This window comes from Kaistella sp. PBT33-4, from assembly GCF_029194425.1.
Taxonomy (GTDB): Bacteria; Bacteroidota; Bacteroidia; order Flavobacteriales; family Weeksellaceae; genus Marnyiella.
In genome coordinates this window covers 398,624-424,421 of record NZ_JARFYL010000003.1, presented here as the reverse complement: position 1 = coordinate 424,421, position 25,798 = coordinate 398,624, and the positions used below count along the sequence as shown (strand labels likewise).

Here is a 25,798-nt window from a genome sequence, read left to right as displayed (position 1 = left end):
GTCATCATATTATAGAATGATTTTCTTAATGAATACCCTTCATGAACTTGTTCAGAATCGGTGAAAGCAATAATAATGCGACACCGGAAATCAACATAAGTACCGTAATGAACGGATACAGCGAAAAGTCATAGGTCTCCAGGATCTGCTCCAGGGTTGCTGCCAGATAATTACCCAGTGCAAAACTCGCCATCCATACACCCATCATAATGGATGTAATGTTACCAGGTGAAAGTTTTGTAACCATAGAGAGACCAATTGGTGACAGCATAAGCTCACCGATAGTCAGGAGTACATAAACAGCTACCAGCCACATTGGACTTACCAGGTTTCCGGCATCGGCGCTGTTTTGCGCCTGAGTCATGATGAAGAAGGCGAATGCACCGATAAACATAGAAAGGGCAAATTTCACCGGCGTCCTTGGGTTCAGTTTGCGGGCTGCAAGTTTGATCCACAGCAGTGAAAATAAAGGCGCCAGGGTTACAATGGCAATTGGGTTAATGTTTTGGAACCAGGTAGTCGGGATCTCAAATCCACCTACTACGCGGTCCGTATTTTCCTGTGCAAAAAGGTTGAATGTTCCGCCTGCCTGTTCGAAACCTGCCCAGAAAACGATGTTGAAGAATGCAAGTATCAGAATTACAAAAACTCTTGTCCATTCTGTTGAACCATTGGTTCCTTTAAAGATGGAAAGCGCAATGAATCCGGTTCCGGCAATTCCCAGCACCCAAACCATAATGGTATGGATAAGGTCTGATGTGTTGTTCCAGATAAACATTACGGCAAATACAAAAGCTACATTTGCGATCGTGTACACGATAATGTCCCTCCAGTCCTTAGCAACAAGGTTGGTAATTCCCTTCTCTCTGTATCCCGGTGGCAGACCTTTGTCTCCAAGCGTGTTACGGCGTGCATAAAACCAGAGGACACCGATCATCATTCCGATACCGGCAGCCAGGTATCCATAGGGCCAGCCTACTTTTTCACCCAGCGTACCCGCAACAAACGGAGAAAGGAATGCACCTATGTTAATACCCATATAGAAGATGGTAAAGGCGCCGTCCTTACGCGGGTCATCATTATCATAAAGGTCACCAACAATTGTAGAGATGTTTGGTTTGAAAAAACCGTTACCCAGAATCAGGACACCCAAACCAAGATAGAAGAAATTCTTTCTGGTTTCCAGGTCGCCCATCATGTCACCCGCTGCTCCCGCCGCCAGCATAAACTGCCCGATGGCCATAACCAGACCACCGATAAGGATTGATTTTCTCTGACCGAGGATCTTATCGGCAAACCATCCACCTAAGATAGGGGTGAGGTAAACCAGAGCGGTAAATATTCCGTAAACAGAAAGAGATTCTGCACGGTCCAGTCCGAAACCTCCGGTTGCCAGTTCTGCAGTCAGGAAGATGGTGAGCAGGGCGCGCATCCCATAATAGGAGAAACGTTCCCACATTTCTGTAAAAAACAGGGAATAGAGACCCTTTGGGTGCCCCTGCGTTGGTTGTGTTGTATCCATAGTTAATTTAATAATTATTTGTAACAGGAGCAAATATAGTTTTTTTTCGCTTCTGTACTTAGTGATTGTTATATTTTGAGGTAGATTCAGCCTAATGAGTCATAATATTCCGCATTATACCACAGCATCCTGAGATCCTGAAAACGCTAAGAGAGCAGGTATTATCTCACGGAATGTGTATCACCAGACTTACATGCCTAAATTTCTCAATTCAGCATACAAAACGGGGCAAAAATTTTGCCCCGGTTATAAAATAAAAACTGTTTTCTTACTATTTTGTAAATCTTACAGACATTTTTCTGTCTTTAGCTCGTTCAGCATCAGATGCAGAGGCGTCAACCACAGCCTGCTCGCTGCCGTAACCTTCAGCACCGGTTACCTGTGCACCCACACCCAGTTTTGTAAGCTCAGACTTAATGAAATCTGCTCTGTCCTGAGAAAGTTTTTTGTTTGTTGCGGCATCGCCTGTTTTATCGGTATAACCACCAATCTTTATTTTTGCATCAGGGTATGCCTTCAGGATTTCCGCAAGATTCTGGATCTGTCCTTCAGAGCCCGGCTCAAGAGCGGTTGCAGATCCCATTTGGAAGTTTACATTGTCAAAATCGTACCATGTGGTTTTCAAAGCTTCATCATCAGCGGCATTCGTATACCCTCCGGAACGTAAAAATTCGATCATGCGGGATTCCATGCCGTTGGCATAGCCCTGCAAGGGTGTTCCGTTAAGATCGATTGCTGTCATTTCACCACGGTCCGCCGTCGTCATTGTTGTGTCCACCATTACGTTTGCAGAGTCCTCCACTATCACTGTAGAATCGGAATCAGTTGTCGTGACGGTTTCTTTATTATCACACTGTTTCATCAGGAACCATCCAACGAGAAGCAGGAGAAGTAGGGGAAGAAGCCATTTCCAGATAGAACTTCCTTCCGTCTTTACTTCGTCCCGGTCTACATTTACATGGGTGGCGCCGGCGCGGGTAACCTCTACATGAGGCTCCGTAGCGGCAGCGGTAGTGGCAGTCGCAGCTGCTTTTTCGGAGTAGCTGTCTCCGAACCAATCACCTAATCCAAGGCTGGCCATTGATAGACCCGCAGGCAAAAGTGTTGAAACTATCCCTTTCTGATCAGACAGTAATCCTGAGATTGCGCTGCGGTCCAGATTATTGTCGGCAGCGTATTTTCCCACAGAGCCGAGTGTCGCTCCTGTAACCATATTCAGCAAGGTGGAGGTAGAACCTGTACCAATCCCTGCGTAGCCTGAAATGGCATTGATGATGCCGGCAAGCTTGTCTCCGAAAATACTTGCCAATACGTTCGAGATATAAGTGTTGTTCGCAGACCCGCCCAGCAAGTTGCCCAACAGCCCACTGTTTGCAGAGCCCGTAATCGAATCGAGTACTGTAGGATTGGAAGAATGGTTAGCAAAACCACCCACTACCGCGGGCAGCAGTCCACTGATCGCTTTCGAAATTCCGGATTCACTTTCTCCCAGCTGCGTAGCAGCCTGTGTAACGAGCGCAGGACCTAACTGTCCTCTGATAAGATCAAGAATGTTTAATGACATAGTAGTTAAATTTTAATGTTTATCCGCAGGATGATGCAAGAATTAATCCAAATTTAAAACAGCCAAAAAACGCTCGCCTCGGGGAGAAAGATTAGAACTTAAGGATATTAATAAGCCTTGGCAAAAATGACGCGCCGGGTTGAAGGCTTACCGGAGATCAGAGAAACTCCAGCCTCTTCTTTAGCATCCAAAGGAATACAACGGATGGTTGCTTTTGTGAGATTCTTGATTTCCTCTTCTTCCTCAGCGGTGCCATCCCAGTGCGCAGAAATAAAGCCGCCTTTTTCTTCGAGTACCGATTTGAAATCCTCAAAAGTATCTACTTCCGTAATATTGGCATTTTTAAAGTCCAGCGCTCTGTTATAGATGTCTTTCTGTATGGTCTGCAGCAGTTCCTCAATATAGACTTCAAGGTTTTCAATAGGTTGCACTTCTTTTGTAAGCGTGTCCCGTCGTGCCACCTCTACGGTACGGTTTTCCAGGTCCCTGGCACCCATGGCTATCCTTACAGGTACTCCTTTCAATTCATATTCAGCAAACTTCCAGCCCGGTTTGTTCTGATCATCATCATCAAATTTAACGGAAATATTTTTTGCCTTAAGTTTCTGTTGAATTTCATTTGCAACAGTACGGATGTTTTCCAGCTGTTCCTCTCCTTTAAATATTGGTACGATTACAACCTGAATCGGTGCTAGTGTTGGAGGCAGCACTAAACCGTAATCATCAGAGTGCGCCATGATCAGTGCGCCCATCAGTCGTGTGCTCACACCCCAGGAGGTAGCCCAGGCATATTCTGATTTACCCTCACGGTTAGTGAACTTTACATCGAAAGCTTTTGAGAAATTCTGACCCAGGAAGTGCGAGGTTCCGGCCTGCAGGGCTTTACCGTCCTGCATCATGGCTTCAATACAGTAAGTTTCCTCTGCCCCGGCAAAACGCTCTGTGGGCGTCTTGATGCCACGGATAACCGGCATTGCCATATGATTTTCGGCAAAAGTGGCGTAAACTTCAAGCATTTTTTCTGTTTCCTCCAGCGCTTCTTCCCTGGTGGCATGTGCTGTATGTCCTTCCTGCCACAAAAATTCGGTTGTACGCAGGAATAATCGGGTTCTCATTTCCCAGCGTACGACATTGGCCCACTGGTTAATCAGTATGGGCAGGTCGCGGTAGCTCTGGATCCAGTTTTTGTAGGTACTCCAGATAATGGCTTCGGAAGTTGGACGCACAATGAGTTCCTCTTCCAGTTTGGCTTCAGGATCCACAATAAGTTTCTGCGGATTGTTAGGGTCGGTTTTCAGTCTGTAATGAGTCACCACAGCGCATTCCTTGGCAAAACCTTCAGCATTCTGCTCTTCAGCTTCAAAAAGGCTTTTCGGTACGAACAACGGGAAATAAGCATTCTGGTGACCTGTTTCCTTAAACATCCTGTCGAGTTCATCGCGCATTTTCTCCCAGATGGCGTATCCGTATGGTTTGATCACCATGCATCCGCGAACCTGCGAGTTCTCCGCCAGATCAGCTTTTACCACCAATTCATTATACCACTTGCTGTAATCCTGTTCTCTCGAAGTTAATTTTGCCATTTTTTTGCGTAAATTTTTATAAAACCCTATTTAACTTTTGCCTTTTTCCGAATCTAAAATAAACACGTATATTTACGATATTAATTACGTTTGAGACCGCAAAAGCGGTGCAAAGATATTTAAAATTAAAATTTTTATATACTATGAAAAAATATATAATTGAAAATCTGACCCGTAGCTTGCGCTCCAATATGGTGCTTGCCGTAGCGGGTGGATTTATATTGATGTCCTGTGGTACACAGATGGGCGGCTACAGTGAAACCGACGGAGTGTATTACGATCCAGCCCGGGACACACTGCCTGAAGGTGTGGTGCTTGATAACCGTGGAAATCAGGTAGGTGAATATTACGATTACACGGACACTCAGATAGTAGAGGATGTGCGTGAGCGCAGCTGGCAGGAGAACAGTAAATATTGGGACGATAACGTATCCGATTCGGACTGGGGCGTTTATACAGGCTCTGAGACCAATTTCTATCAGGATAATTGGGGCTGGGGGATGCCATTCGGTTTCTACAGTCCTTACTATGGGCATGGTTTCCGTGTAGGGATGTCATGGGGCTGGGGTTCGCCCTGGGGTTGGTATGACCCGTTCTGGGGTTTCAGCCCATATTCAAAATGGGGATGGTACAACGGTTTTTATCCGTATGGATGGTCCTCTCCGTATTACGGATTCTACAGTCCTTATTATTATGCACCAACCTATCGCTACCAGCGTAGCGGTGCAAACGGAAGGTTGTATAACTCCTACCAGGGATCACAGGGTCTTCTGAAGCAGGGTGCCAACAATGGTTTCAGAAACCAGGGTGCGTCGGGCCGTATATCAAATCAGCAACCGGTGAATAACACGCCACGGTTCCGGACACCAACTCAAACCCGCGATATACAGCAAACACAGCCCCGCTCCGTTCCCAGAAACAGACCATATATGAATAATCCGCAAAGTGCTCCGCGGACTTCTGAGCCTCGAATCAGATCCAATGACAACGGTGGTTTCAGATCAGGTGGCTTTAACAGTGGAAGTTCATCTTCCGGTGGTGGTTTCAGATCGGGTGGCTCTACCGGTGGCGGTATGCGTTCCGGAGGGAGATAAATTTTACTAACAGAGAATAACAATGATAAAAAAATCTTTAGCGGTCTTTACCGTAGCTGCGGCTTTCTTTGCGCAGGCGCAGGATGTCTCTACTTTAAGAAACACAGTAGATGTTTACTCAAACAGTTCGCTGGGCAGTTCGGCCAAATGGAACGCCATGGCAGGTTCGGCTGGAGCACTGGGTGGCGATGCAACCTCGCTTCTGAATAACCCTGCAGGTTTAGGAGTGGCCATCTCAAGTAATATTGGGGGAACGCTGGGGTTAAGCAACTATAAAAACGTTAGCAGTTCCGGGAACCAGTCTACTTCATTCAGTAATACTATGGCGGATCTGACGAATGCGAACGGTGTTGCCTCCTTCCAGTTGCTTACGGAAACTCCCTGGAAGTTTGTTAACCTGGGGGTGAACATCAGCAGCCGTAATCTGGATTCCTACGTCGAAACGCCGGGGAATGCGAACATCATCATTCCAAAAGACCTGGAAGACAGCATGGGCACTCCGCTTGCCGGTAACCTGAGTTTCCTGGGGCATGGCTATGACCGCACGGGGCTGCAGACTAAAATGAGTGTCGGAATTGGGGCTAACTATAATCATTCACTTTTCCTAGGTGCCGGACTAAATTTCCATTCCAGCAATCTGGAGCAGTTTGATACTGCAAGGTTCGGGCTGGATCTGGATAATTCGGTGGCTCAGTATGATAAACAGTACACGCCTTTCAGTGAACTTGGCAGTGGATTTTCGGCCAGTGTAGGTGTGATCGGCAAACTGAATAATCAGTTCCGTGTAGGCGCGGCTCTGGAAACACCCACATGGTGGCAGGTTGAACGTGTTTACACAGATTATTTCACAGATGCGGACGGGTATATTTCCTATGAAACCCTGGCGGAAGACAGAACTTTCACTTCACCGCTGAAAGCTACCTTGAGTGCGGCATTTGTTCCCAATAAAAATTTCTCGCTGAATGTTGATTATGGTATTGGTCTAACTAAACCAAAATATAAGGTTCAGGGCCCGGCTGAAACTGAGTTAAATGATTTCTTTGACGATCACAGCACATCGGGTTCAGAAATCAAAGTTGGTGCGGAGTACCGGATCAAAGCTTTAAGGCTGAGAGGTGGTTTTGCGCACGCGGGCAATCCTTTTGATGCAGTAACTTTATCTGCATACAATAACAGTGGTGCGATATCCAACCAAACTTTTGATAATCTTATTCTGGGCAGCAGGAACACGGTAGGACTGGGTGCAGGTTATGATTTTAAGTCATTTTACATAGACCTGGCGTACCAGAACATGAATTCCGAATATTCCAATCCTTTCCTTTTCGGGAGTGTCATAAACGGTTCGCCCAGATATGCGACAGGATATCATTCCGGTAATTTTGATGTCTCTGAAGAAGTGTCGGCGGTTTCCAGCGTGAAGAACAGTCAGAACAACCTTTTCCTTAGCCTGGGTTGGAAATTCTAACAAGTGCACAAGCCATAAAATAATTCAAATACTCCGGTTCTGCCGGAGTATTTCTATTTAATGATGGTGGAAACTGTGACCCAGCATCGCAAGTGCAACACCCAGAATGACGAGTCCAATCTTAGACCAGTTCACGTTGTGGTTTCTGTTGCTTTCAAAAATAATCACAGAAGATATATGAAGGAAAATTCCCCCTACCACAGCCATGAAATAGGGTTGCAGTTTCGGATCGAAATAAGCGCCAAAAATCATCCCCAGGGGTGATGCCAGTGCAAACAGGGTAATGACTACCCATGAGTTGCGCGAAAATTTCTTGCTTTTGAACAGAAAGGCTCCCAGTATAAACGAGATGGGCAGATTATGAAATATAATTCCCTGCAGGTAGGGCGAAAACATATCGGTTTCATAAGCCAGCGGAAAACCTTCAATAAAAGCATGTACAAACATTCCCAGGATCAGTGCCATCGGCAGTATGCCATGCTCTGAATGATGGTGAAAATGTCCGTGCTCAAAGCCTTTGGTAAGGTGTTCCAGTACCATCTGTAGCAGCACGCCGCCAATGACCCAAGTTCCGACATTTTCTACATCGGCCGTATATATAGACGGGAACACTTCGTTCACGCAGATGGTAATCAGAAAACCCGCGCTCAGGATAAGGAGGTTTTTCGCAAACTTTTCTTTGGTAGCGAAGAATTTTCCAAGCAAAACCCCGGTCACTACACTGAGGATGAGCAGTAAGATAATTATCATAATGATGAGCAGTCCGATTTTTTTCTGAAGACGTTAATGCAGCGCGGAGATGTTTCCGGATCAAAAGGTTCTAGATGGTAATTCCCGTAAACTTTAACCAGCTCAAACCCAAACTCCCTGCCGTAATCTTCTATCTCGGAGGGCTCGTGAAGTTTCACCTTCTCATAGAAATGATGCTTCTTTCCATTGTCCGTGAAGTTGATGTCTTTAATGACATGCTGATCAACAATACGTTTGTTTATATTGAAATCGATATGACCTTTGGTCTGAATTTCCTGAGGTACCAGTGTTTTCTTTACCCAGGTTTCATTTAAAAAGTCAAGCACAAAATAACCTCCTTCATTCAAAGTATTACAGACCGAACGGAATACCCTGCGGTCGTCCTTTTCATCTTCAAAGTAGCCAAAACTGGTAAACAGGTTAAGTACGGCATCCACTTTGGCTGCAGAAACGACCGGATAAATCTCATCTCTCATATCGTGAACCGCAAACTTAAGTTCGGGCTGCCTGTCACCATTTTCAGGGTGGATTTCGAACTGTTTGTTGTGGGTAATGCTCTCCTTCGACAGGTCCAGACCCAGGACATTATAACCTGCTTTATTCAGAAAAACGGAGTGGCGTCCTTTGCCGCAACCCAAATCAATGATTTTTGACCCTGCGGGCAACTGCAGTTCTTTAAGCAGTAATGAGATAAAATTTTCCGCTTCTTCAAAATCGCGGTCTTTGTAGAGTATATGATAATAAGGGGTATCAAACCATGTTTCGAACCATGCCATTCTGCAAAAATAACTAAATTTGCACTCGGTAACCACAAAGACCCGGTTTTTTAAGGAAGCATCCGGCAATAAGCATGCATAAAGGGTCTGCAATCAGGTGTTACCGCCACGCAATTATGGATACAGAAAATTTACAGATACAGATCAAAACGTTTTTCGGTCTGGAACAGGTGCTTGCTGAAGAGGTAAGGAAATTAGGCGGCAGAAATGTTGAAATAAAGAACCGTGCAGTAAACTGCGAAGGCGACCTGGGATTTCTGTACAAAATAAATTACTCGGCGCGTACGGCGCTTAAAATCATGATTCCGGTGCTTACTTTCAAAGCCTGGGACGAAAACCGTTTCTACGATAAGCTTTTTGACTTTCCGTGGGACGACCTTATGCGTGTTGACCAGACTTTCGCGATTGATACCACTATCTATTCCGACCGTTTCCGTCACTCACAGTTTATGGCGCAGAAGATGAAAGACGCCATTGTAGACAGTTTTAAATTCAAATACAGAAAAAGACCGGATGTAGATGCCCGCGATCCCGATATTAAATTTCATCTTCATATAGACCGCGAACTGGTTACGGTATCCATTGATTCTGCCGGAGATCCGCTGTTCAAGCGCGGTTACCGCCGCGAGCAGGGCGAAGCTCCGATCAACGAAGTGCTGGCATCAGGAATGCTTCAGTTGGCTGGCTGGGACGGTAAAGGGAATTTCCTGGACCCCATGTGTGGTTCAGGTACACTGCTTATAGAGGCGGCGATGATCGCCATGGATTTACCGGCGCAGATTTTCCGTAAAAAGTTTGCGTTTCAGAACTGGAAGAATTATGATGATGAATTATTCCAGAAGATCAAGGAGGTCCGTATTGGGCGCATCCGGGAGTTTACCGGAAAGATTGTAGGTTACGACCTGGATCCCGATATGCTGAATGCCGCGCATCTTAATATTGAAGCGGCCGAAATGGAAGATTTAATTGAGGTGAGAAGACAGGATTTCTTTGAATCGAAGAAAGAGCTGTTCCCGCTGCTGATGGTATTTAATCCGCCTTATGACGAGAGAATTGAAATCACCGAAGACGATTTCTACAGAAAGATAGGCGATACCTTCAAGAAGAGCTACCCGAATACCCTGGCCTGGTTTATCTCATCTGATCTGGACGCGGCCAAGAAAGTGGGTCTAAGACCTTCCAGAAAAATAAAACTGTACAACGGCAAGCTGGAATGCCGATTCCTGCAGTTCGAGATGTACGAAGGTACCAAGAAGATCCATAAACTGGCCGGCAACCAGCCGGAATAAATTTTGGCAGCATTGATAAACGTTTCGGTCATCATCGCCATTTACAACCGTAAGGAAGAACTTTACGAGTTGCTGAAATCCCTGTCCCTGCAAACAGATCCCAATTTTGAGGTAGTGATTGTGGATGATGGCTCGCTGCTGGACCTTCGGCCCACGGTTAACCTGTTCGCTGAAAAACTGGATATTAAATTCTTCAGGAAAGATAACTCGGGACCCGGACTTTCCCGCAATTACGGTGCCCGACGTGTAACTTCCGCGAACGATGAAAATCACTGGCTGGTTTTTGTAGATTCAGACGTCATTGTGGAGAAGGATTATATTGCAAACATTAAAAGCAATGTGATTACCTCCGAATGTGATGCCTTTGGCGGTGCCGATAAGGCGCATAAGGGCTTCAATCTAATGCAAAAGGCTATTTCCTATTCCATGACCTCGGTGTTTACAACAGGCGGAATCCGCGGTTCCAAGAAGGCGGTGAGTCGCTTCCAGCCGCGCAGTTTCAATATGGGTGTGAGGAAGTCGGCCTTTGATAAAGTAGGAGGTTTTTCTGAGATGCGCATCGGCGAAGATCCGGACCTTTCCATGACGCTTTGGGAAAACGGATTCAAAACTGCTTTTTTTGATGACATTGGTGTGTATCATAAGCGGCGCGTTGACTTCGGTAAATTCTCCAAGCAGGTTTATCAGTTTGGCTGTGCCAGACCGATTCTCAATCAGAGGCATCCGGAGTATGTGAAGATATCATTCGCATTTCCGACTTTATTCCTGCTGGGTTATATTCTGGGTTTTATTGAATATTTTATTCTGGACAAAGGTTTTTTACTCACCATGTACGGTTTGTACACCTTTCTAATATTTTTCCATGCTTTGTACAAGACCCGCAACATCAGCGTAGCCTCTATGGCCATCATTTCCACCTATATCCAAATGTTTTCTTACGGGTATGGATTTCTGAAATCCTGGTTCCTGCTTAATATTTTAAGAATGAAACCTGAAGATGCTTTTCCTAGGCATTTTCATAAAATCTAGAAAAACAGTCGCTGCAATTAATTATATGTAATTTGAAAGTGGGTTATATCTGAAGCTGTAGTTCCTGAAATATTTAAGTTGTTATATATTAGAGCTGCTATTTAATGTACTGGTGTGGCAGTGAGGCTGTAACTGACATTAATATCCTTTGAATGGGTTTGGTAAATCTTAAATTTGAAAAATTCTATAATTATAATTTCAAGCTGATTAACAGATTTTTTGTAAACAAAGCAATTTCGTTTTTTCTGCTGATAGTAGCTTTGGTTGCAATTTTTTTGCTACTAATAGGGAAGGCGTTTTTTTACAAATGGAGCAGGCCGCTCACGCAGATGAAAAACGGACAAAATTATTGGAACAATAACTTAGTCAAAGCAGCGCGTATGAACCAATTGGCCCCACTGAAAACATTGAGCAGTAAATCACCCGGAGGTATTTTGGTTGCTGCAGATATTGCTCTGTCGGGAGAATTGAAGCCGTCGCATGCAATAAATGCAGCGATGATAGGTGCCTCCTTTACTGGAGTAGGAAGCGTTGTCGCGGGAGCTTGATTTATTGCTGACAATGGTGTTGGAATCTACAATTCTTTGGTGGTCATCAAGAAGGGTTTTACACGCTCTCCGATGTTATTGATGATAGTGATTTCGGAAGCAAAATCACGATTGAAATGTATAATGGAATTTATTGATATAACAAAATGATTAGAAGTATTTTTTTGTTGAAAAGTTTAATATGGTTTATTTTCATGTTAATATTGGCATTATTTGGTTTGATATTTTATGTCTGTAAGCCAATCGTTAATAATAATGTTGGTAGAGATGATTGGTTATTCATCTTATTTTTTTCGTGCCTTGTTTTTTTCATCATCTACCTTATAAAGGAATTTAAATTTTTAATTATAGATACTCGAAAAGAAAAGCACTCCTTTTATTTTCGTTCCATATTCCACCCTTTTGGAAAAACCCTTTATTTTAAAGACTACACAGGCATTTATAAAACTACTGAAAGCGGAAGTGGCGGGACTTATGAGGTAGTTTATCTTGTAGACCATAACAATATTACCCAATTTAAGATTATGGGTCTGTACTACAAAAATATGGACGAGATCATTGCTGCTATTCCACTTCCGGTAATTAAAAGAAATCTGTCAGGAAAGGAATACCTGAAGCTAATGTTTACCGGTAGGGCGAACCTCTCCAAAATAAAAGACAAGAAGAATACAGACAGCAAAATTGCTTTCTATTTTAAAGTTTTTAGTGCAGTTACAATCCTTATTTTTGTGATTGGAATGCTGATAAGGATACTATCCAGGTAGTATTTATGGATATGCTAAGCAGCTAGAATGGTCTACGAAGTAAAGCCCTGTAAAAAGTTTAGCATGTCAAAGGGAGGAGACTGAATGCAGCGAATAAATCATTTAGGCAGGAATGTAGTTATGATGTACTATATACTTTTTTTATTTTACAGATATTACCGCACGGGTGCCACCAAGGACATTCCATATTCTAAGTCGGTGTTTGCATTTTTATTAACAATAGTATTAACTATTGTCAATGTTTTACTTCTTTTAATTCCTGATCAATTCACGCAGTGGAATTCATATTATCTTAGCCACCCTAAACCATTCCGTTTTACTGTGGGTTTAGTTATGGCGGGCATTCTGTACGCAATATTTCATTTTGCTGTTCCTGAGAAAAAAATAAAGGCTGTTAAGGAATCACCAAACATCACCAGAGACGGTTGGATTTTGGTTGGATATATAGTATTTTCCCTCGGATTATTTGTCTTATTAACTCTGTCCCGATAGTAAGCCAATGGCTCGGTTTGGTTATCCCTGAATATCTGCCAAATTAATTGTACTTTAAAAAACCATGAGAAATTGAGTGCGATTACTTGCTGATTCTTTCTCCTACAGAAATTAAAAAGGCTGAAGAGGCTTTTCCGAAACATTTTCATTAAAGGACACCTTTCAGTGTCCTTCATTAGTTAATCATTCAGCAGTCTTTCAATTTTCTTCGATAATTTATCGGCATTGGGCAGCATTTCCTTCTCAAGCACCAGGTTGATAGGTACAGCGGGCAGATTCAGTGAGCCTACTGCTTCAATGGCGGCATCCAGATGTTTGAAACAGTTGTTTGTGATCCTGTGCGCAAATGCTTCCGCAAACGAGTTCTGGATCTGCTCTTCGGTAAGGACGATACATTTTCCGTGGAGTTTTACCCTTTCGAATACCAGGTCTTCATCCAGCGGAATCAGAGTTCTAAGGTCGATGATCTCCACACGGCCGGCAAATTTCTTAGCGGCTTCCTTCGCCCAGAAAACGCCCATCCCGTACGTTACAACAACCATTGTCCGGCCTTTTTTAGTTTCCGAAGGATCGGCTTCAAGCAGGATATTACCTCTACCTAACGGCAGGATATAGTCCTCATCCGGTTCTACTGTCTTTGCATCTTCAGTTCCCGGAACCTTGCTCCAGTACAGCCCTTTATGTTCCAGCATAATCACAGGATTCGGGTCGTAATATGCGGCTTTCAGCAAACCTTTAAAATCGGCAGCGTTACTCGGATAGGCAATCTTGATTCCCTTGATATTGGCCAAAATGCTCTCCACACTTCCGCTGTGGTAAGGGCCACCTCCGCCATAGGCACCGATAGGTACTCTTATGATATTGCTTACGGGGAACTTGCCCTGCGAAAGATAGCAGGATTTTGATATTTCGGTGATCAACTGGTTGATTCCGGGGTAAATATAATCGGCAAACTGAACTTCTACGATCGGCTTCAGTCCAACGGCACTCATTCCCGCGGTGGAACCAATGATGTATGCTTCCTGGATTGGGGTATTGAAGACACGCTTCTTTCCAAATTTCTGACCCAGCGTCACCGTTTCGCGGAATACGCCGCCAATCCTTTCGCCAACGTCCTGGCCGTAAAGCAGGGCTTCAGGATGCTTCCACATCAGTTCCTGTATGGCGTGAATAGCAGCATCAACCATTACGATTTTCTCGCCGCCTTCAGGTTCACGGATACCGCTTTCTTCTGTAACAGGTGTGGGAGCAAAAACATGGTCTGCTACCGTTTCGGGTTTTGGATCTTCGGCAGCGATGGCTTTCTGGAACGCTTCTTCGGCCTCAATACGTGCCTTTTTTGTAATCTGCTTTAGTACCTCCTCCGTAACGCCTTCCTCCATTAGGTGATTTCTGAGGATATCGCCCGGATCTTTTGCGCGGTGCTTCACAAGGTCGGCATCGTCACGGTAGAATTCACGTCGTACACCGGAAGTGTGATGACCTATAAGCACAGTTTTTGCGCACACCAGCATTGGCTTGCGTTCCGTACGTACGAAATCCACCGCTTCTTTCATCGCTTCATAACTCGCTACGAAGTCGGTTCCGTCTACACGCATTCTGTTTAGACCTACAAATCCGGTCGCAAAATCATAAGCGTCTGAAGTCCTTGCTTCTTCTTTTGTAACAGAAATTCCCCATTCATTATCCTGCACCAGGAAAATAACAGGAAGCTGATGGAGCGCTGCAAACTGGAAAGCCTCAGAAACTTCGCCTTCCGTAACGGAGTTGTCGCCGAAACTGCACACAACTACAGGATTGTTTTCAAAGGTTTTCAGGTTGAATTCCTCAATGTATTTTATTCCCTGAGCTACGCCTGTGGTTGGGATTGCCTGCATGCCGGTGGCGGAACTCTGGTGGATAATCTTTGGTTTATCCTCTTCCAGGCTGGAAGGGTGGGAGTAGTATGAACGTCCGCCGGAAAAAGGGTCACCGGCTTTTGCCAGTAACTGAAGCATAAGCCTGTAAGGTTCAAACCCAATTCCCATCAGTATACTTTCGTCACGGTAATAAGGAGACACCCAATCGTCTTTAGTTAACTGATAGGCAGTGGCCAGCTGTATGGCTTCGTGACCCCGCGAGGTGCTGTGTACGTATTTGGTAATGGTGCGGTTTTCCTCGTAAATGTCTGCCATTGCTTTGGCAAGCATCATATGGTTATAAGCTTTAAGCAGAATGTCCTGCGAAATTTTCTCTTTAGTCGTAATCTCCATAGAAAGCAAAGATAAGGATTTTGTTAAAATGATTTTAGAACGGAAATGCAGATGATTTTTACGTTTCACAATTTTCATTTTGATTTATATGATGTTTCGCACCACACCTGATTTAAAAAATATGGTTAGTTCTTTGATATAGCCATTTCAACATTTTAAAATTCATAAGCATGAGATACATTCTTTCATTCACCGTCCTGTTTTTAGCGTCCTGCGAGAGTTCCAACGACAAATGTGACTGTACCCAGCAGCGTTGGGAACGAACTGCAGAGTATCAGGGAACCAGCCAAACTATTGTAGCAGCTACTCCGTGGAGTGGAATGGGCACAGAAGAACCAATTGGCAGTAACGACTGTTCGCTGGACGGTACCTTAGCTTCGGCAGGTGTACAGACTTCCACTGTACTGCCCAACGGAAATACCCGTAAAGAAGAATACGAATACAGAATTACCTGTTATTAATAAACCATTTCATTGGGTATCTGTCATCTTTTTGAAATCTCACTTATTTCAATGAAAAAGCAATCCGCTTCGGTTACCGAAACGGATTGTTTAATATGAAGCTAGGGGCTTTTACTTCACGCCTTTCTCGCGCATAACCTTGTTAAGGTTTTTCAGGATAGCTAATCCCAGGAGTGTCGCTACAAGCAGCAGTCCGAAGTTTACCCAGAAGAAATTGGCTTTATCTTCATAATTGTACCACATACTTGCCAGTACGCCTGAAAGTTTATTTCCGATTGAGGTGGACAGGAAAAAGCCTCCCATCATAAGCGCAGTAATCCTTGGGGGAGACAGTTTGGAAACCAAAGAAAGTCCCATAGGCGAAAGGCAGAGTTCACCTACTGTAATAACTCCGTAGGCTGCAATTAGCCACCAGGAGGAAACTTTCTCCAGACCGTTTCCGCCGGCATATACTGCACCTACCATCACAAGACATGAGAGTGCGGAGATAAAAAGACCAAGGACGATCTTGGAGGGTGTGCTTGGTTCTTTGCCACGCCTTCTCAGGAACATGAAAACTCCAACTACAACAGGTGTAAGAACAATAACCCAGAATGGATTTACGGACTGGAACAATTCTGTATTGAAAAGGTAAATGTTCTTATCTGAGGCTGCCTCCAAAGACTGTCGCTGTTCCGGGCTGATATTCCGGAAATAGACATCTTTTCCCATAATGCGCAGTGGCTCACCTGCATCGTCCTTAAGACCTACAAACTGATCGTCATAGGAAGTTACTTCCTGATCTATATATTCTTTATTTTCAACCAGTGAGAAGGCCTTCAGCGGCTCTTCCAGAAATGCCGGAGCGGTACGGTCCGTATAATTCTCTGCCCAGTTGGTCAGGGCGGTACCATTTTGTTTAAAAATTGCCCAGAACATCAAACATACAGCAAAAATGGTAAGCAAAGCCCCAATGGGTCTCTTATCCTCCTGATTAGCCTTGAAATAAAGGCTCATATAGAAGTAAACCACAGGAATACATGCAAAAAGGAAGGCGTCGTCAGTCTGTTTTCCAAAAATGGTGTCGCCTAAAATCATACCCGGCAAGAACCATCCTATAACTCCGGCAATTACCGCTGGTAAGAATACCTGAAGCAATACGGTGGACAGTTTGGTATCACCCTCCTGCACAGGTTTCATCACATTTGCCTTGCGAACATGTTTCATGCCTACTGTAAACACAAGCAGCCCTACCAGCATTCCTACTCCCGCGGTGATGAATGCTGGTCCCCATCCATATTCGTTACGCATATAGGCAGCCACGAAGTTACAGATCAGCGCTCCGATATTGATGCCCATATAGAAAATATTGTAACCTGCATCTTTGTTGGCGGTATAGGGCTCTTCGGAATACAGATTCCCCAAAAGCGTTGAAATACTGGGTTTAAAGAAGCCGTTTCCAAGGATTACCAGTGCCAGAGAAAGGTAAAACAGGGGTAACTGCTGAAAGAGTCCAATGCCAATATAACCGGCTGCCATCAAAATACCGCCAATATAGATCGCCTTTACGTAACCCAGAACCCTGTCCGCCAGAAATCCGCCCAGGAATGGCGTTAGGTAGGTCAGCGCTATGAAAGTCCCGAAAATATCGTAGGCATCTTTTGGTAAGAAATTCATACCACCCGTATCCTTGGGGTCAATCATATACAGAACAAAGATTCCAAGAATAAGATAATATCCGAACCTTTCCCACATTTCCGTGAAAAAGAGATAGGGAAGCCCCTTAGGGTGCTTGTTGTTGCTTGTCGCCATATTTAATTTTTAGTTGTTTTATAAATTCTGCAGGATAAAGTCGGTCATTTTCTGGTAGAGCTGCGGTCTTGTATTTCCACCGAAAATGCCATGATTTTTGTCTGGATACGCCATAAATTCAAACTGTTTCTTATTTTGAATCAGTGCCTCAGAGAATTCCAGGGCATTCTGGAAATGAACATTGTCATCCGCCGTTCCGTGGATCAGTAAAAATTTGCCTTTCATCAGTTCAGCATATTCAGTAGGACTGTTTTCGTCATAACCTTTAGGGTTTTCCTGAGGAGTCCTTAAGAATCTTTCGGTGTAAACGGTGTCATAATAGCGCCAGTTGGTTACCGGGGCTACGGCAATACCAACTTTAAATACGTCTGCCCCTTTTGTAAGCGCCAGACTGGCCATATAGCCGCCGAAACTCCATCCAAAAATACCGATTCGGTCTGCATCGATATAGGATTGCCTGCCAAACCATTGTGCAGCGGTGATCTGATCTTCAGTTTCATATTTGCCTAGGTTCAGATAGGTGGATTTTTTGTACTTGGTGCCTTTATAACCTGTTCCACGGCCATCTACACAGGCAACAATATATCCCTGCTGTACGAGATGGTTGAACCAAAGGCCGTTTCCACCGTCCCAGGAATTGCTTACACTTTGAGAGCCGGGTCCGGAATACTGAAACATGAACAGCGGGTATTTCTTGTTTGGGTCAAAGTTTTTTGGCTTCATTACCCAGGCGTTCATCTGGTCACCGGCATTGTTCGGAATGGTGAAGAATTCCCTGGTCACCATATTATCTGCCTGCAGCTTCTGCAGCAGTTGGTTGTTGTTCTGCAGTTCCTTCACCGTTTTGCCGTTCCCGTCTTTCAGAATATAAGTAAAAGGACGGGACGCTGTTGATGAGGTCTCGATGAAGTACTGATAATTTCCGCTGAAATTCGCGCGGTTGTTGCCTTCGGTATTGGAGATGATTGCCGATTTTCCGTTTTGGATGTTAATTTTGGAAACTACCTTGTTGATGCTTCCTTTTTGTGTAGTTTGAACCAGCACCTCCTTAGTTTTAGGGTTATAACCATAGTAGTCCGTTACCTCCCAGTTTCCTTTGGTTATCTGCTTTTTGAGCTTACCGTCGGGCGTATACCAGTACAGATGGCGGAAACCGTCACGTTCGGAGCCCCAGATAAATGAGTTGTCCTCCAGGAATTCCAGCGTCACATTGTCTGTATCCACCCACTTCTCATCAGTTTCTGTGAACAGCTTGGTTATCTTTCCTGTTTTCGTATTGACTTTAAGTACATCTGACGCATTTTGAGTCCGTTCCGAGGTAATAAGGATGATCTCATCAGACTTGGCGGTGCGGAAGACATTGGGCAGGTAGTAATTTTTGAATCCCGACAGGTCAAGTGCGGTAACTTTTCCCGAATCCAATCTGTAAAGCTGTGCGGAAACCGTAGAGTTGGTTTCGCCGGCTTTAGGATATTTGAACCTCATTTCGGAGGGATACAGCTGCTTGTTATAGATTGGGATGTACATTTCGGGTACTGCAGTTTCGTCTGATTTGATGAAAACGATAGCATCCGAGTTTTTAGTCCACTCGTACTGCCGGGCGTGCCCGAATTCCTCCTCATATACCCAGTCGGCCAGACCGTTAAGGATATAATTTTTTTGTCCGTCTGTAGTGATTTGGGTTATTTTCTGTGAGTTCAGGTCCTGATAGTAAAGATTATTATCTGCGATGAAAGCCACCTTGGTTCCGTCCGGAGAGAAAGTCGGTTCCTGAACGAAGTCTCCATTGTTAAGGCTGATGACTGTACCCGACTTCAGGTCCTTGACATCAAATTTGCCCAGGAATGAATGTCTGTAGATGGGTTCACTTTCCTTCAGCAGTAAGATCTTACTTTCATCATCACTGAAAATATAGGATTCAAAACTGCCGTCAACAATATTTCCTGCTTTCTGTGAGGTTTTGTAGGAATATTTAGCAATTCCAGTGGGTTCAATTACAGCATAGTTTTCGCCGCCTTTCAGCGAAGCTATGCCTGCAATACCGTTGCCCCTGTAATACCCGGAGTAAATTTTATCCAAAGTAATTTCCTGTCCGGAAAGTGCCATTGTACCCAACAGACAGAGCGATATAATGATTTTTCTCATGAAAATTTGATAAGATTTCAAAGATAACAAAATTCTCAATTTGAAGATTTATCTCCGGAAATAAGTTGAGTTTAGCTTATTTTAGTTGTAAATTTACTGTAGTAATCTAACACCTAAGGTATTATGGAAACTTACAATCAGAAAAAACTCAGTAAATACCGGCTGGCTGGTCTTGAGATCACAGTTGGTTTCCCCAGGTACCGCGATGCGGAAAGTTATGCAGCATCACAAGGCGGCGAAGTGGTGGAAGTTGGATTCCTGGACGGCAATGATAATCCCGAAATTACCAATGAAGCAGGGTTAATTGAAAAAAAACTGCATTTTTATGCTGATGCGGGACCTGAATATAAGTTCATACATTCATCTGATCCGGGTTTCAGGCGTTATGCCGACGATCTGCAGCGGTTAAAATCATCTGCTGACCGTATGAGCTTTGAAGAGAAATACATTACAAATGCGGAACTTGAGATTTCGGAGGATCCTATCATTGTTCTGCGCGATAACCGGTTTGAATCGGTGACCTCTCGCGAACGTGCCAAGTATCTTAAACATACCAAGGTATATGAAATTGGAGTTGCACGCAAAATTTAGATAACAGAAAAAGTGCGTTTACCTCCTTCTTATTTGCCGTTTCAGCCTTCTTAGTCTGCGGCCTCTTTTTATTTGTACGGATTGGGTTCGTACTGGATTAAGAAACCAGTTGAAGGTTCGGGAAAAACGGCCGTCGTTGGGATAGACGCGCTGTGAGGTAATGTTATTTACCAGCAGGGCCACGAGTAAAAGAATAATGACACCGGCCAGCACCGGATACAGTACGTACAGATAACCCATTGCTTTTATCTGTTCCGACCCGCTTACGGCAATAAGTGCGGTAGCACCGCCGGGTGGATGCAGGGTCTTGGTGAACTGCATTCCCAGTATAGACAGCGACACTGCCAATGGTGCGGTAATCCAGAGAATGTCGGGTAGCACCTGTGCAACTGTCACTCCAACCAGGGCACTCACCAGATGGCCTCCAAGCAGATTTCGCGGTTGGGCCAGCGGGCTCTGTATTACTCCGTAGATCAGCACACTGCTTGCACCGAATGACCCTATGAGAAAGAGGTTGTCATGAGCGTTTAGAAAAAAACTCTGTATGGCTGCAATAATGCCGATTCCTAAAAAAGAACCTACAAAGGACCATAATTTTTCCCTGTAATCAATCAGCGTTTCTTTGTAGACTACATATCTGCTGATCCTGTAAGAACGTTTAAGCTGTTTTCTCACAATCGGTTCCTGTTCTGATTTTAAATCGTAATTAAGCCCGCCGTCTCTGAATCTCCCAAGTTCATTCAGTTACGGTTTTGTTTCGTAAATCTTCTTATAATATTCGTGGGCCATACGGTCACTGTTGAAGGCGTCCTTTACGTCATCCATGGCCTGCCACTGGATTTTCCTCCATTTTTCGGGATGCTCATAGTAGGTGGGTACGATTTCATTTTCCAGCAGATCATACAGTTTCTGCATATCATATCGGTCCTGTTCATATACACTCATTTCAGCATAGTCTGCCTTGGGAACTACAAATGAGTTCTCACCATGTCGCGCGAATTCCGGAATCCAGCCGTCGTCTGTTGATAAGTTTACCGACGCGTTCATTGCCGCGGTCATTCCGGAAGTCCCGGACGCTTCCCGCGGTACACGAGGATTGTTCAGCCACAGATCTGAACCCTGTTTCATCAGTTTGCTCAGGGCCAGTTCATAACCTGTAAGTACGGCCATATTCTTGAAATATTTACTTTCCTCCACCAGTGTGTTGAACATGGAGATGGCCGAATAATCCATAGGATAGGGTTTTCCGGCCCAAATAATCTGCACAGGATACTTTGGGTGGTTCAGCAGTTTTTCAAATCTTGCTCTGTCGTGCAGCAACAGATCTGCACGCTTATATCCGGCAAAACGTCTTGCCCAGACAATGGTAAAGACTTCCGGATCAAAAAGTTTTCCGCACTGGTCTGCCACCGTTTTGAACAGCCGTTTTTTTATGTGCTTCTTTCTCAGGTCAAAAAGGCCGTGATCGTTATTTTGCCTGGCATCGTAAAGAGGTTTGTCTGACCAGTACCTGAATTCCTGGGCATTGGTAATGGACGTTATTTCGCAGATTCCCTGATACTTGCCCCACATGGCGCGCGAAACATGACCATGCAACTCGGAAACTCCGTTGGCGATTCTTGCAAGCCTAAGCGCACAAAGTGAATGGTTAAATAACTCAGGATCACTACCTCCCTCTATCTCTTTTACCTTTTCCTTACTGAGACCGGAAAAATAAGACATGTCATAACACATCTGGAAGTTGTGCTTTTCATTACCTGCTTCTTCGGGGGTGTGGGTAGTGAAGACCAACTTTTCCTGAACCTTGCCAAGATCACCACCATATTTTTTCAGCAGGTGAAAAGCAGCGGGCAGTCCGTGTGCTTCATTCAGGTGATAGACATCTCTGTCAAGATTCAGTTCTTCCAGGAGTCGGGCCCCACCTTTACCAAGTAAAATATACTGCGCGATTTTTGTGGATTCGTTGGCGTCGTACAGTCTGTGACAGATCGTTTTTGAAAGATGATCGTTTTCCGGCACATCTGTAGAAAGAAAGAATATGGGCGCGGTGTTAAAGATTTCAGGATCCAGATAAAATACTTTAACCCACACCTTGGCCGAATGTATTTCGATCTGGAATTTCAGTTCGGTGTCTGTAAGAAAGGTGTACATTTTCCGGGTCCACGTGGGCTGAAGGGTTTGGTCGTGATTTCTTGCCTGATCGTAATATCCGAATTTCCACAGGATTCCTATACCAACGAGATTCTGTTTCAGGTTGTACGCACTTCGCATATGGGAGCCTGCAAGAAAACCAAGTCCACCGGAATAGATTTTAAGCGCCTGGTCAATCGCGAACTCCATTGAAAAATAGGCTGTCTTTTTCGAGTATTCGCTGTTTACCTCATACGGTATTACGTAGTTCTTAAAATCCATAGTTCGGTTCTTTTGTGTAATTAGACCTGCAAATATAAATAATTAATGGAGCCGGCCGCTTTAGAATGCGACTGTACACTGGTTACCATGTCTTAATAAGTTCGGGAAGCAGTCCCGTATATCCGTAACGCAGTAAGCCAATAAATGCCAGGAGGAAGATCGCCAGAATAATATAAATTAAGGCAATGATGTAGGAAAGGAACATGGACCAGAACGACCGCAAAACGATGTAGCGTTTTTTGGTACCTTGGCAGAACTGAATCAGTGAAGCCGTAATCAGCAGCCAGGAAATAAAATAGAACCAGAATATGCTGATGCCTGCGAGCACTCGAAAAGGTATAAAGAATACATACACAGCCAGTGACTGCGCTGTAAGGAAGAGCAGGATTAACAGCCACTCTGCGTAATTATATTTATATTTCCGGAATCCCAGATAGAATCCAAATGCTGCGGCGGGCAGCATCAGTAGGACGGTAATGGCAAAATGGCCGCCCAGCCAATTGAAAATTTCTCTGAAATATTCAATAAAACCCTGGAAGTCCATATAATCGCCCGCAGAATTCTCGGTAATTTCCGTTGTGATCAGGTCATTGTCCTCAACCTTCGATTTTTCAGGTTTAAGAAGATATTGAATAAGAGAACAAAGGGATCCCAGAATGACCACTAGAAGCAACGGTTTAAAATGCTGCTGTCTTTTGCCGTTCAGATAATCCCTCAGCATATGTCCGGGCCGCGTGAAAAGCTGTTTCAGGGTATAGAAGATACCGCCGTCTACGTGGAAAATTCCGTGCTGAATTTCGTGAATGAGAAAATGAAAATCAATGCGTTGTGTGGAAGTCTTTTGGCCGCATTGGTGGCAGAACTTCTGATGCAATAGCAGGTGTTGCCCACAATTCTTGCATCTTTTTTCAGGTTGGATCATCAGTTTGTTTTTATCAAAATTAATAAAAGTGATGCAACACTGTTGTGATATTTTGATGAATTATGGGATTATAATGAAGATTAATCAGTAATGCAGTTATATAATAGGTTCGGAAAGGATACATTTTTGTGTCATCAGCTCACACCGCCCCGGTCTTGCCTGAAATGCGCCCCATGTCTGGTCGGTGAAATTGACGTGTTGATAAATATCACAACTGATTTAAATCACTAACTATTAAAGTATTATGAGAGGCTTCAGCTGTAAATTTACATACCTAAACCTGTAGCAATGAAAAGTGCTGAAAAGAGTGTGCGCCTGGCAGAAATTCTCGGGCAACTCGCAGACCGCGCCCCACAGGATTTTGAGGAATTCTGTAATATGTTTTTGAATCTCAGTTATGCTGATTTTGATGACTGCTATGGGCTGTCTGACATCAGTATCAAAACTGAAGAATGCCTCGCGGTTCCGGTTTTCCGTGGTCCCTATATCGCTGAGGTGCTCCTCTGGGGTCCGGACGCTTATACCCCTGTTTTCGATTTCCGCAAATTCAAATTCAGAATTATGGTGCTGCAGGGTGCAATTACAAAAGTGCGCTATCGTAAAAATGAAACCTATTTAGACTATGACGGTGTGGACTCCTGGTTTTGCGGTCAGCGTTTCCAGGTAAACGGTAATTTCGTACAATCCCTTCTGAACAATTTTTATGGAAGGTCTGTCACTCTTCATTTGTATGATACCTCTGAATTTAACCTGTCTGATATACGGGTTTTTGATACTTTACAGAGGAAGGTTTTTCAGTTAAGTGGCGGGTCCTTTTCCTGTCCGTGGTATCAACCCGATGCTTTAACTGCAACCTAGCTGCCTTTTGAGGTGGATCAGGTTGTTAATGTGAATGTTAGGCCAAATTGACCATTGTGCTGTTTTTGTGAGATATAAGGTGGTGAATAGAGAATAAATTGCTAAATTTGCAGTCCAGAAAGAATGAGGTCCATGATCACCAAAACAGCAGCGTATCATACATTGGGTTGCAAGCTCAATTTTGCTGAAACATCAACGATAGCCAGGCAGCTTACGGCGGCAGGTTATACGCGGGTGGATTTTGACCAGGCGGCGCAGGTCTATGTTATTAATACCTGCTCTGTTACGGAGAATGCGGACCGCGAATGTAAACTGCATGTAAAGCGTGCTATGAAAGCCAATCCGGAAGGTCTGGTGGTTGTGGTAGGTTGCTATGCACAGCTTAAGCCCGGGGAAATCTCACGGATAGATGGAGTAGACCTCGTTTTGGGTGCGCGCGAAAAATTCAATATTCTGAGTTATCTGGATGATCTGCAGAAAACTGCACAGGAAGGTATTGTACATTCCTGCGAAATTGAAGAGGCAGATTTCTTTATCGGAAGCTACTCCATCGGCGACCGTACGCGTGCTTTCCTGAAGGTGCAGGACGGCTGCGACTATAAGTGTACTTACTGTACCATCCCTCTCGCTCGTGGCATTTCCCGTTCTGATACCATTGAGAATGTGGTGCGGAACGCTGAAGAGATTTCCCGCCGGGGGATTAAGGAAATTGTTCTTACTGGCGTTAACATTGGCGATTATGGAAAAGGTGAATTCGGCAATAAAAAACACGAACATACTTTTCTGGACCTTATTTCGGAACTGGACTGTGTGGACGGTATTGAAAGAATTAGGATTTCATCCATCGAGCCCAATTTACTGAAGGATGAGAGTATTGCGTTAGTGGCTGCCAGCCGCAGTTTCGTACCGCATTTCCATATTCCGCTGCAGTCGGGCAGCGATGACGTGCTGAAGAAAATGAAGCGGCGTTATCTTACCGGACTGTATGAAGACAGAATAAACAGCATCCGTAGCCTCATGCCCGATGCTGCAATAGGTGTGGATGTTATTGTAGGCTTCCCCGGAGAAACCGAGGCTCATTTTATGGAAACATATCAGTTTATAAACAGGTTGCCGGTGAGCTATCTGCATGTGTTTACCTATTCTGAAAGAGAAAATACCGAAGCTGCATCAATGGAAGGTGCAGTGCCCGTACAGGAACGCAAAAGACGTAATAAAATGCTCAGAATCCTTTCTGAGAAAAAGAAGATGGCTTTTTATGAAAGTCAGCTTGGGAAGTCCTTCCCGGTGTTGTGGGAGCATGAAGAAAAGGACGGAATGATGTTCGGTTTTACCGAAAACTATATCCGTGTAAAAAAACCGTTTGACAAAAACTCTGTTAATCAAACAGAGACTGTAAAACTGTTCAGAACAGAACAGGATGGAACAGTTACAGTCATTCCGACATTCGAGAATTTCCTGGTCAGCGTTTAAAATTAATTTATTTACTT

General features: G+C 44.2%; 21 protein-coding genes. 10 read left to right on the top strand and 11 right to left on the bottom strand.

Annotation, left to right across the window (positions count from 1 at the left end; translation table 11 throughout):
• Nucleotides 1–25: 25 nt before the first annotated feature.
• The 3 genes from P0M11_RS08010 to proS all read right to left on the bottom strand — a co-directional run bounded on the left by P0M11_RS08010 (nucleotide 26) and on the right by proS (nucleotide 4,669).
• Nucleotides 26–1,522 (bottom strand): peptide MFS transporter, encoded by a 1,497-nt coding sequence (locus P0M11_RS08010; protein WP_275625201.1) that lies wholly within the window; start codon nucleotides 1,520–1,522, stop codon nucleotides 26–28.
• A 271-nt stretch (nucleotides 1,523–1,793) separates the two neighbouring features.
• Nucleotides 1,794–3,086: an OmpA family protein gene (locus P0M11_RS08005; protein WP_275625200.1), complete on the bottom strand. Its 1,293-nt coding sequence runs from the start codon at nucleotides 3,084–3,086 to the stop codon at nucleotides 1,794–1,796.
• Between the two features lie 107 nt (nucleotides 3,087–3,193).
• A complete protein-coding gene (gene proS, locus P0M11_RS08000; RefSeq protein WP_275625199.1) occupies nucleotides 3,194–4,669 on the bottom strand; it encodes a proline--tRNA ligase in 1,476 nt (491 codons plus the stop codon).
• Nucleotides 4,670–4,812: 143 nt separating this feature from the next.
• Between proS and P0M11_RS07995 the strand changes: the two genes are divergently transcribed.
• Entirely contained in the window at nucleotides 4,813–5,763 is a 951-nt protein-coding gene (locus tag P0M11_RS07995; RefSeq protein WP_275625198.1) for a prolyl-tRNA synthetase, read from the top strand.
• 22 nt (nucleotides 5,764–5,785) lie between these two features.
• Nucleotides 5,786–7,228: a hemin receptor gene (locus P0M11_RS07990; RefSeq protein ID WP_275625197.1), complete on the top strand. Its 1,443-nt coding sequence runs from the start codon at nucleotides 5,786–5,788 to the stop codon at nucleotides 7,226–7,228.
• Nucleotides 7,229–7,285: 57 nt separating this feature from the next.
• Here the strand turns inward: P0M11_RS07990 and P0M11_RS07985 are convergent, their stop codons facing one another.
• Nucleotides 7,286–7,975 carry a ZIP family metal transporter gene (locus P0M11_RS07985; RefSeq protein ID WP_275625342.1) on the bottom strand — a complete coding sequence of 230 codons (690 nt, stop codon included), beginning with the start codon at nucleotides 7,973–7,975 and terminating at the stop codon, nucleotides 7,286–7,288.
• Nucleotides 7,975–8,754, bottom strand: coding sequence for a class I SAM-dependent methyltransferase (locus tag P0M11_RS07980; protein ID WP_275625196.1), 780 nt, complete (start codon nucleotides 8,752–8,754; stop codon nucleotides 7,975–7,977). Before P0M11_RS07980 ends, P0M11_RS07985 begins: the two co-directional genes overlap by 1 nt.
• A 116-nt stretch (nucleotides 8,755–8,870) precedes the next feature.
• Here P0M11_RS07980 and P0M11_RS07975 point away from each other — a divergent pair, with 116 nt between their 5' ends.
• The 4 genes from P0M11_RS07975 to P0M11_RS07960 all read left to right on the top strand — a co-directional run bounded on the left by P0M11_RS07975 (nucleotide 8,871) and on the right by P0M11_RS07960 (nucleotide 12,384).
• Nucleotides 8,871–10,043 carry a class I SAM-dependent RNA methyltransferase gene (locus tag P0M11_RS07975; protein ID WP_275625195.1) on the top strand — a complete coding sequence of 391 codons (1,173 nt, stop codon included), beginning with the start codon at nucleotides 8,871–8,873 and terminating at the stop codon, nucleotides 10,041–10,043.
• 12 nt (nucleotides 10,044–10,055) lie between these two features.
• Nucleotides 10,056–11,072 carry a glycosyltransferase gene (locus P0M11_RS07970; protein ID WP_275625341.1) on the top strand — a complete coding sequence of 339 codons (1,017 nt, stop codon included), beginning with the start codon at nucleotides 10,056–10,058 and terminating at the stop codon, nucleotides 11,070–11,072.
• A gap of 152 nt (nucleotides 11,073–11,224) precedes the next feature.
• A complete protein-coding gene (locus tag P0M11_RS07965) occupies nucleotides 11,225–11,620 on the top strand; it encodes a hypothetical protein (RefSeq protein ID WP_275625194.1) in 396 nt (131 codons plus the stop codon).
• Nucleotides 11,621–11,766: 146 nt separating this feature from the next.
• Nucleotides 11,767–12,384, top strand: a complete 618-nt coding sequence (locus P0M11_RS07960; protein WP_275625193.1) for a hypothetical protein — start codon at nucleotides 11,767–11,769, stop codon at nucleotides 12,382–12,384.
• Between the two features lie 671 nt (nucleotides 12,385–13,055).
• Here the strand turns inward: P0M11_RS07960 and P0M11_RS07955 are convergent.
• Nucleotides 13,056–15,128, bottom strand: a complete 2,073-nt coding sequence (locus P0M11_RS07955; protein ID WP_275625340.1) for an alpha-ketoacid dehydrogenase subunit alpha/beta — start codon at nucleotides 15,126–15,128, stop codon at nucleotides 13,056–13,058.
• Between the two features lie 170 nt (nucleotides 15,129–15,298).
• Between P0M11_RS07955 and P0M11_RS07950 the strand changes: the two genes are divergently transcribed.
• Complete coding sequence (locus P0M11_RS07950; RefSeq protein ID WP_275625192.1) at nucleotides 15,299–15,589, top strand: hypothetical protein; 291 nt, start codon at nucleotides 15,299–15,301, stop codon at nucleotides 15,587–15,589.
• A 111-nt stretch (nucleotides 15,590–15,700) separates the two neighbouring features.
• Here P0M11_RS07950 and P0M11_RS07945 read toward each other — a convergent pair whose 3' ends face one another.
• Nucleotides 15,701–17,380 (bottom strand): peptide MFS transporter, encoded by a 1,680-nt coding sequence (locus tag P0M11_RS07945; RefSeq protein WP_158063516.1) that lies wholly within the window; start codon nucleotides 17,378–17,380, stop codon nucleotides 15,701–15,703.
• A gap of 18 nt (nucleotides 17,381–17,398) precedes the next feature.
• Nucleotides 17,399–19,525 (bottom strand): S9 family peptidase, encoded by a 2,127-nt coding sequence (locus P0M11_RS07940; RefSeq protein ID WP_275625191.1) that lies wholly within the window; start codon nucleotides 19,523–19,525, stop codon nucleotides 17,399–17,401.
• A 123-nt stretch (nucleotides 19,526–19,648) separates the two neighbouring features.
• On the opposite strand from P0M11_RS07940, the gene P0M11_RS07935 reads away from it, so the two are divergent.
• The gene (locus P0M11_RS07935; protein ID WP_275625190.1) at nucleotides 19,649–20,116 is read left to right on the top strand and encodes a hypothetical protein; all 468 of its coding nucleotides are present in this window, start codon (nucleotides 19,649–19,651) and stop codon (nucleotides 20,114–20,116) included.
• A gap of 18 nt (nucleotides 20,117–20,134) precedes the next feature.
• On the opposite strand, the gene P0M11_RS07930 is transcribed toward P0M11_RS07935, so the two are convergent.
• From P0M11_RS07930 to P0M11_RS07920, 3 genes are all read right to left on the bottom strand, one after another.
• Entirely contained in the window at nucleotides 20,135–20,794 is a 660-nt protein-coding gene (locus P0M11_RS07930; protein WP_275625339.1) for an HPP family protein, read from the bottom strand.
• A gap of 66 nt (nucleotides 20,795–20,860) precedes the next feature.
• On the bottom strand, nucleotides 20,861–22,528 hold the full coding sequence (gene glgP / locus P0M11_RS07925; protein WP_275625189.1) for an alpha-glucan family phosphorylase: 1,668 nt from the start codon (nucleotides 22,526–22,528) through the stop codon (nucleotides 20,861–20,863).
• Nucleotides 22,529–22,610: 82 nt separating this feature from the next.
• Nucleotides 22,611–23,450: a DUF3667 domain-containing protein gene (locus P0M11_RS07920; protein WP_275625188.1), complete on the bottom strand. Its 840-nt coding sequence runs from the start codon at nucleotides 23,448–23,450 to the stop codon at nucleotides 22,611–22,613.
• A 288-nt stretch (nucleotides 23,451–23,738) separates the two neighbouring features.
• Here P0M11_RS07920 and P0M11_RS07915 point away from each other — a divergent pair, with 288 nt between their 5' ends.
• Together P0M11_RS07915 and mtaB are read left to right on the top strand one after the other, a co-directional pair.
• Nucleotides 23,739–24,308, top strand: coding sequence for a hypothetical protein (locus tag P0M11_RS07915; RefSeq protein ID WP_275625187.1), 570 nt, complete (start codon nucleotides 23,739–23,741; stop codon nucleotides 24,306–24,308).
• 123 nt (nucleotides 24,309–24,431) lie between these two features.
• The gene (mtaB, locus tag P0M11_RS07910; RefSeq protein ID WP_158063523.1) at nucleotides 24,432–25,781 is read left to right on the top strand and encodes a tRNA (N(6)-L-threonylcarbamoyladenosine(37)-C(2))-methylthiotransferase MtaB; all 1,350 of its coding nucleotides are present in this window, start codon (nucleotides 24,432–24,434) and stop codon (nucleotides 25,779–25,781) included.
• The last annotated feature ends 17 nt before the right edge of the window (nucleotides 25,782–25,798 follow it).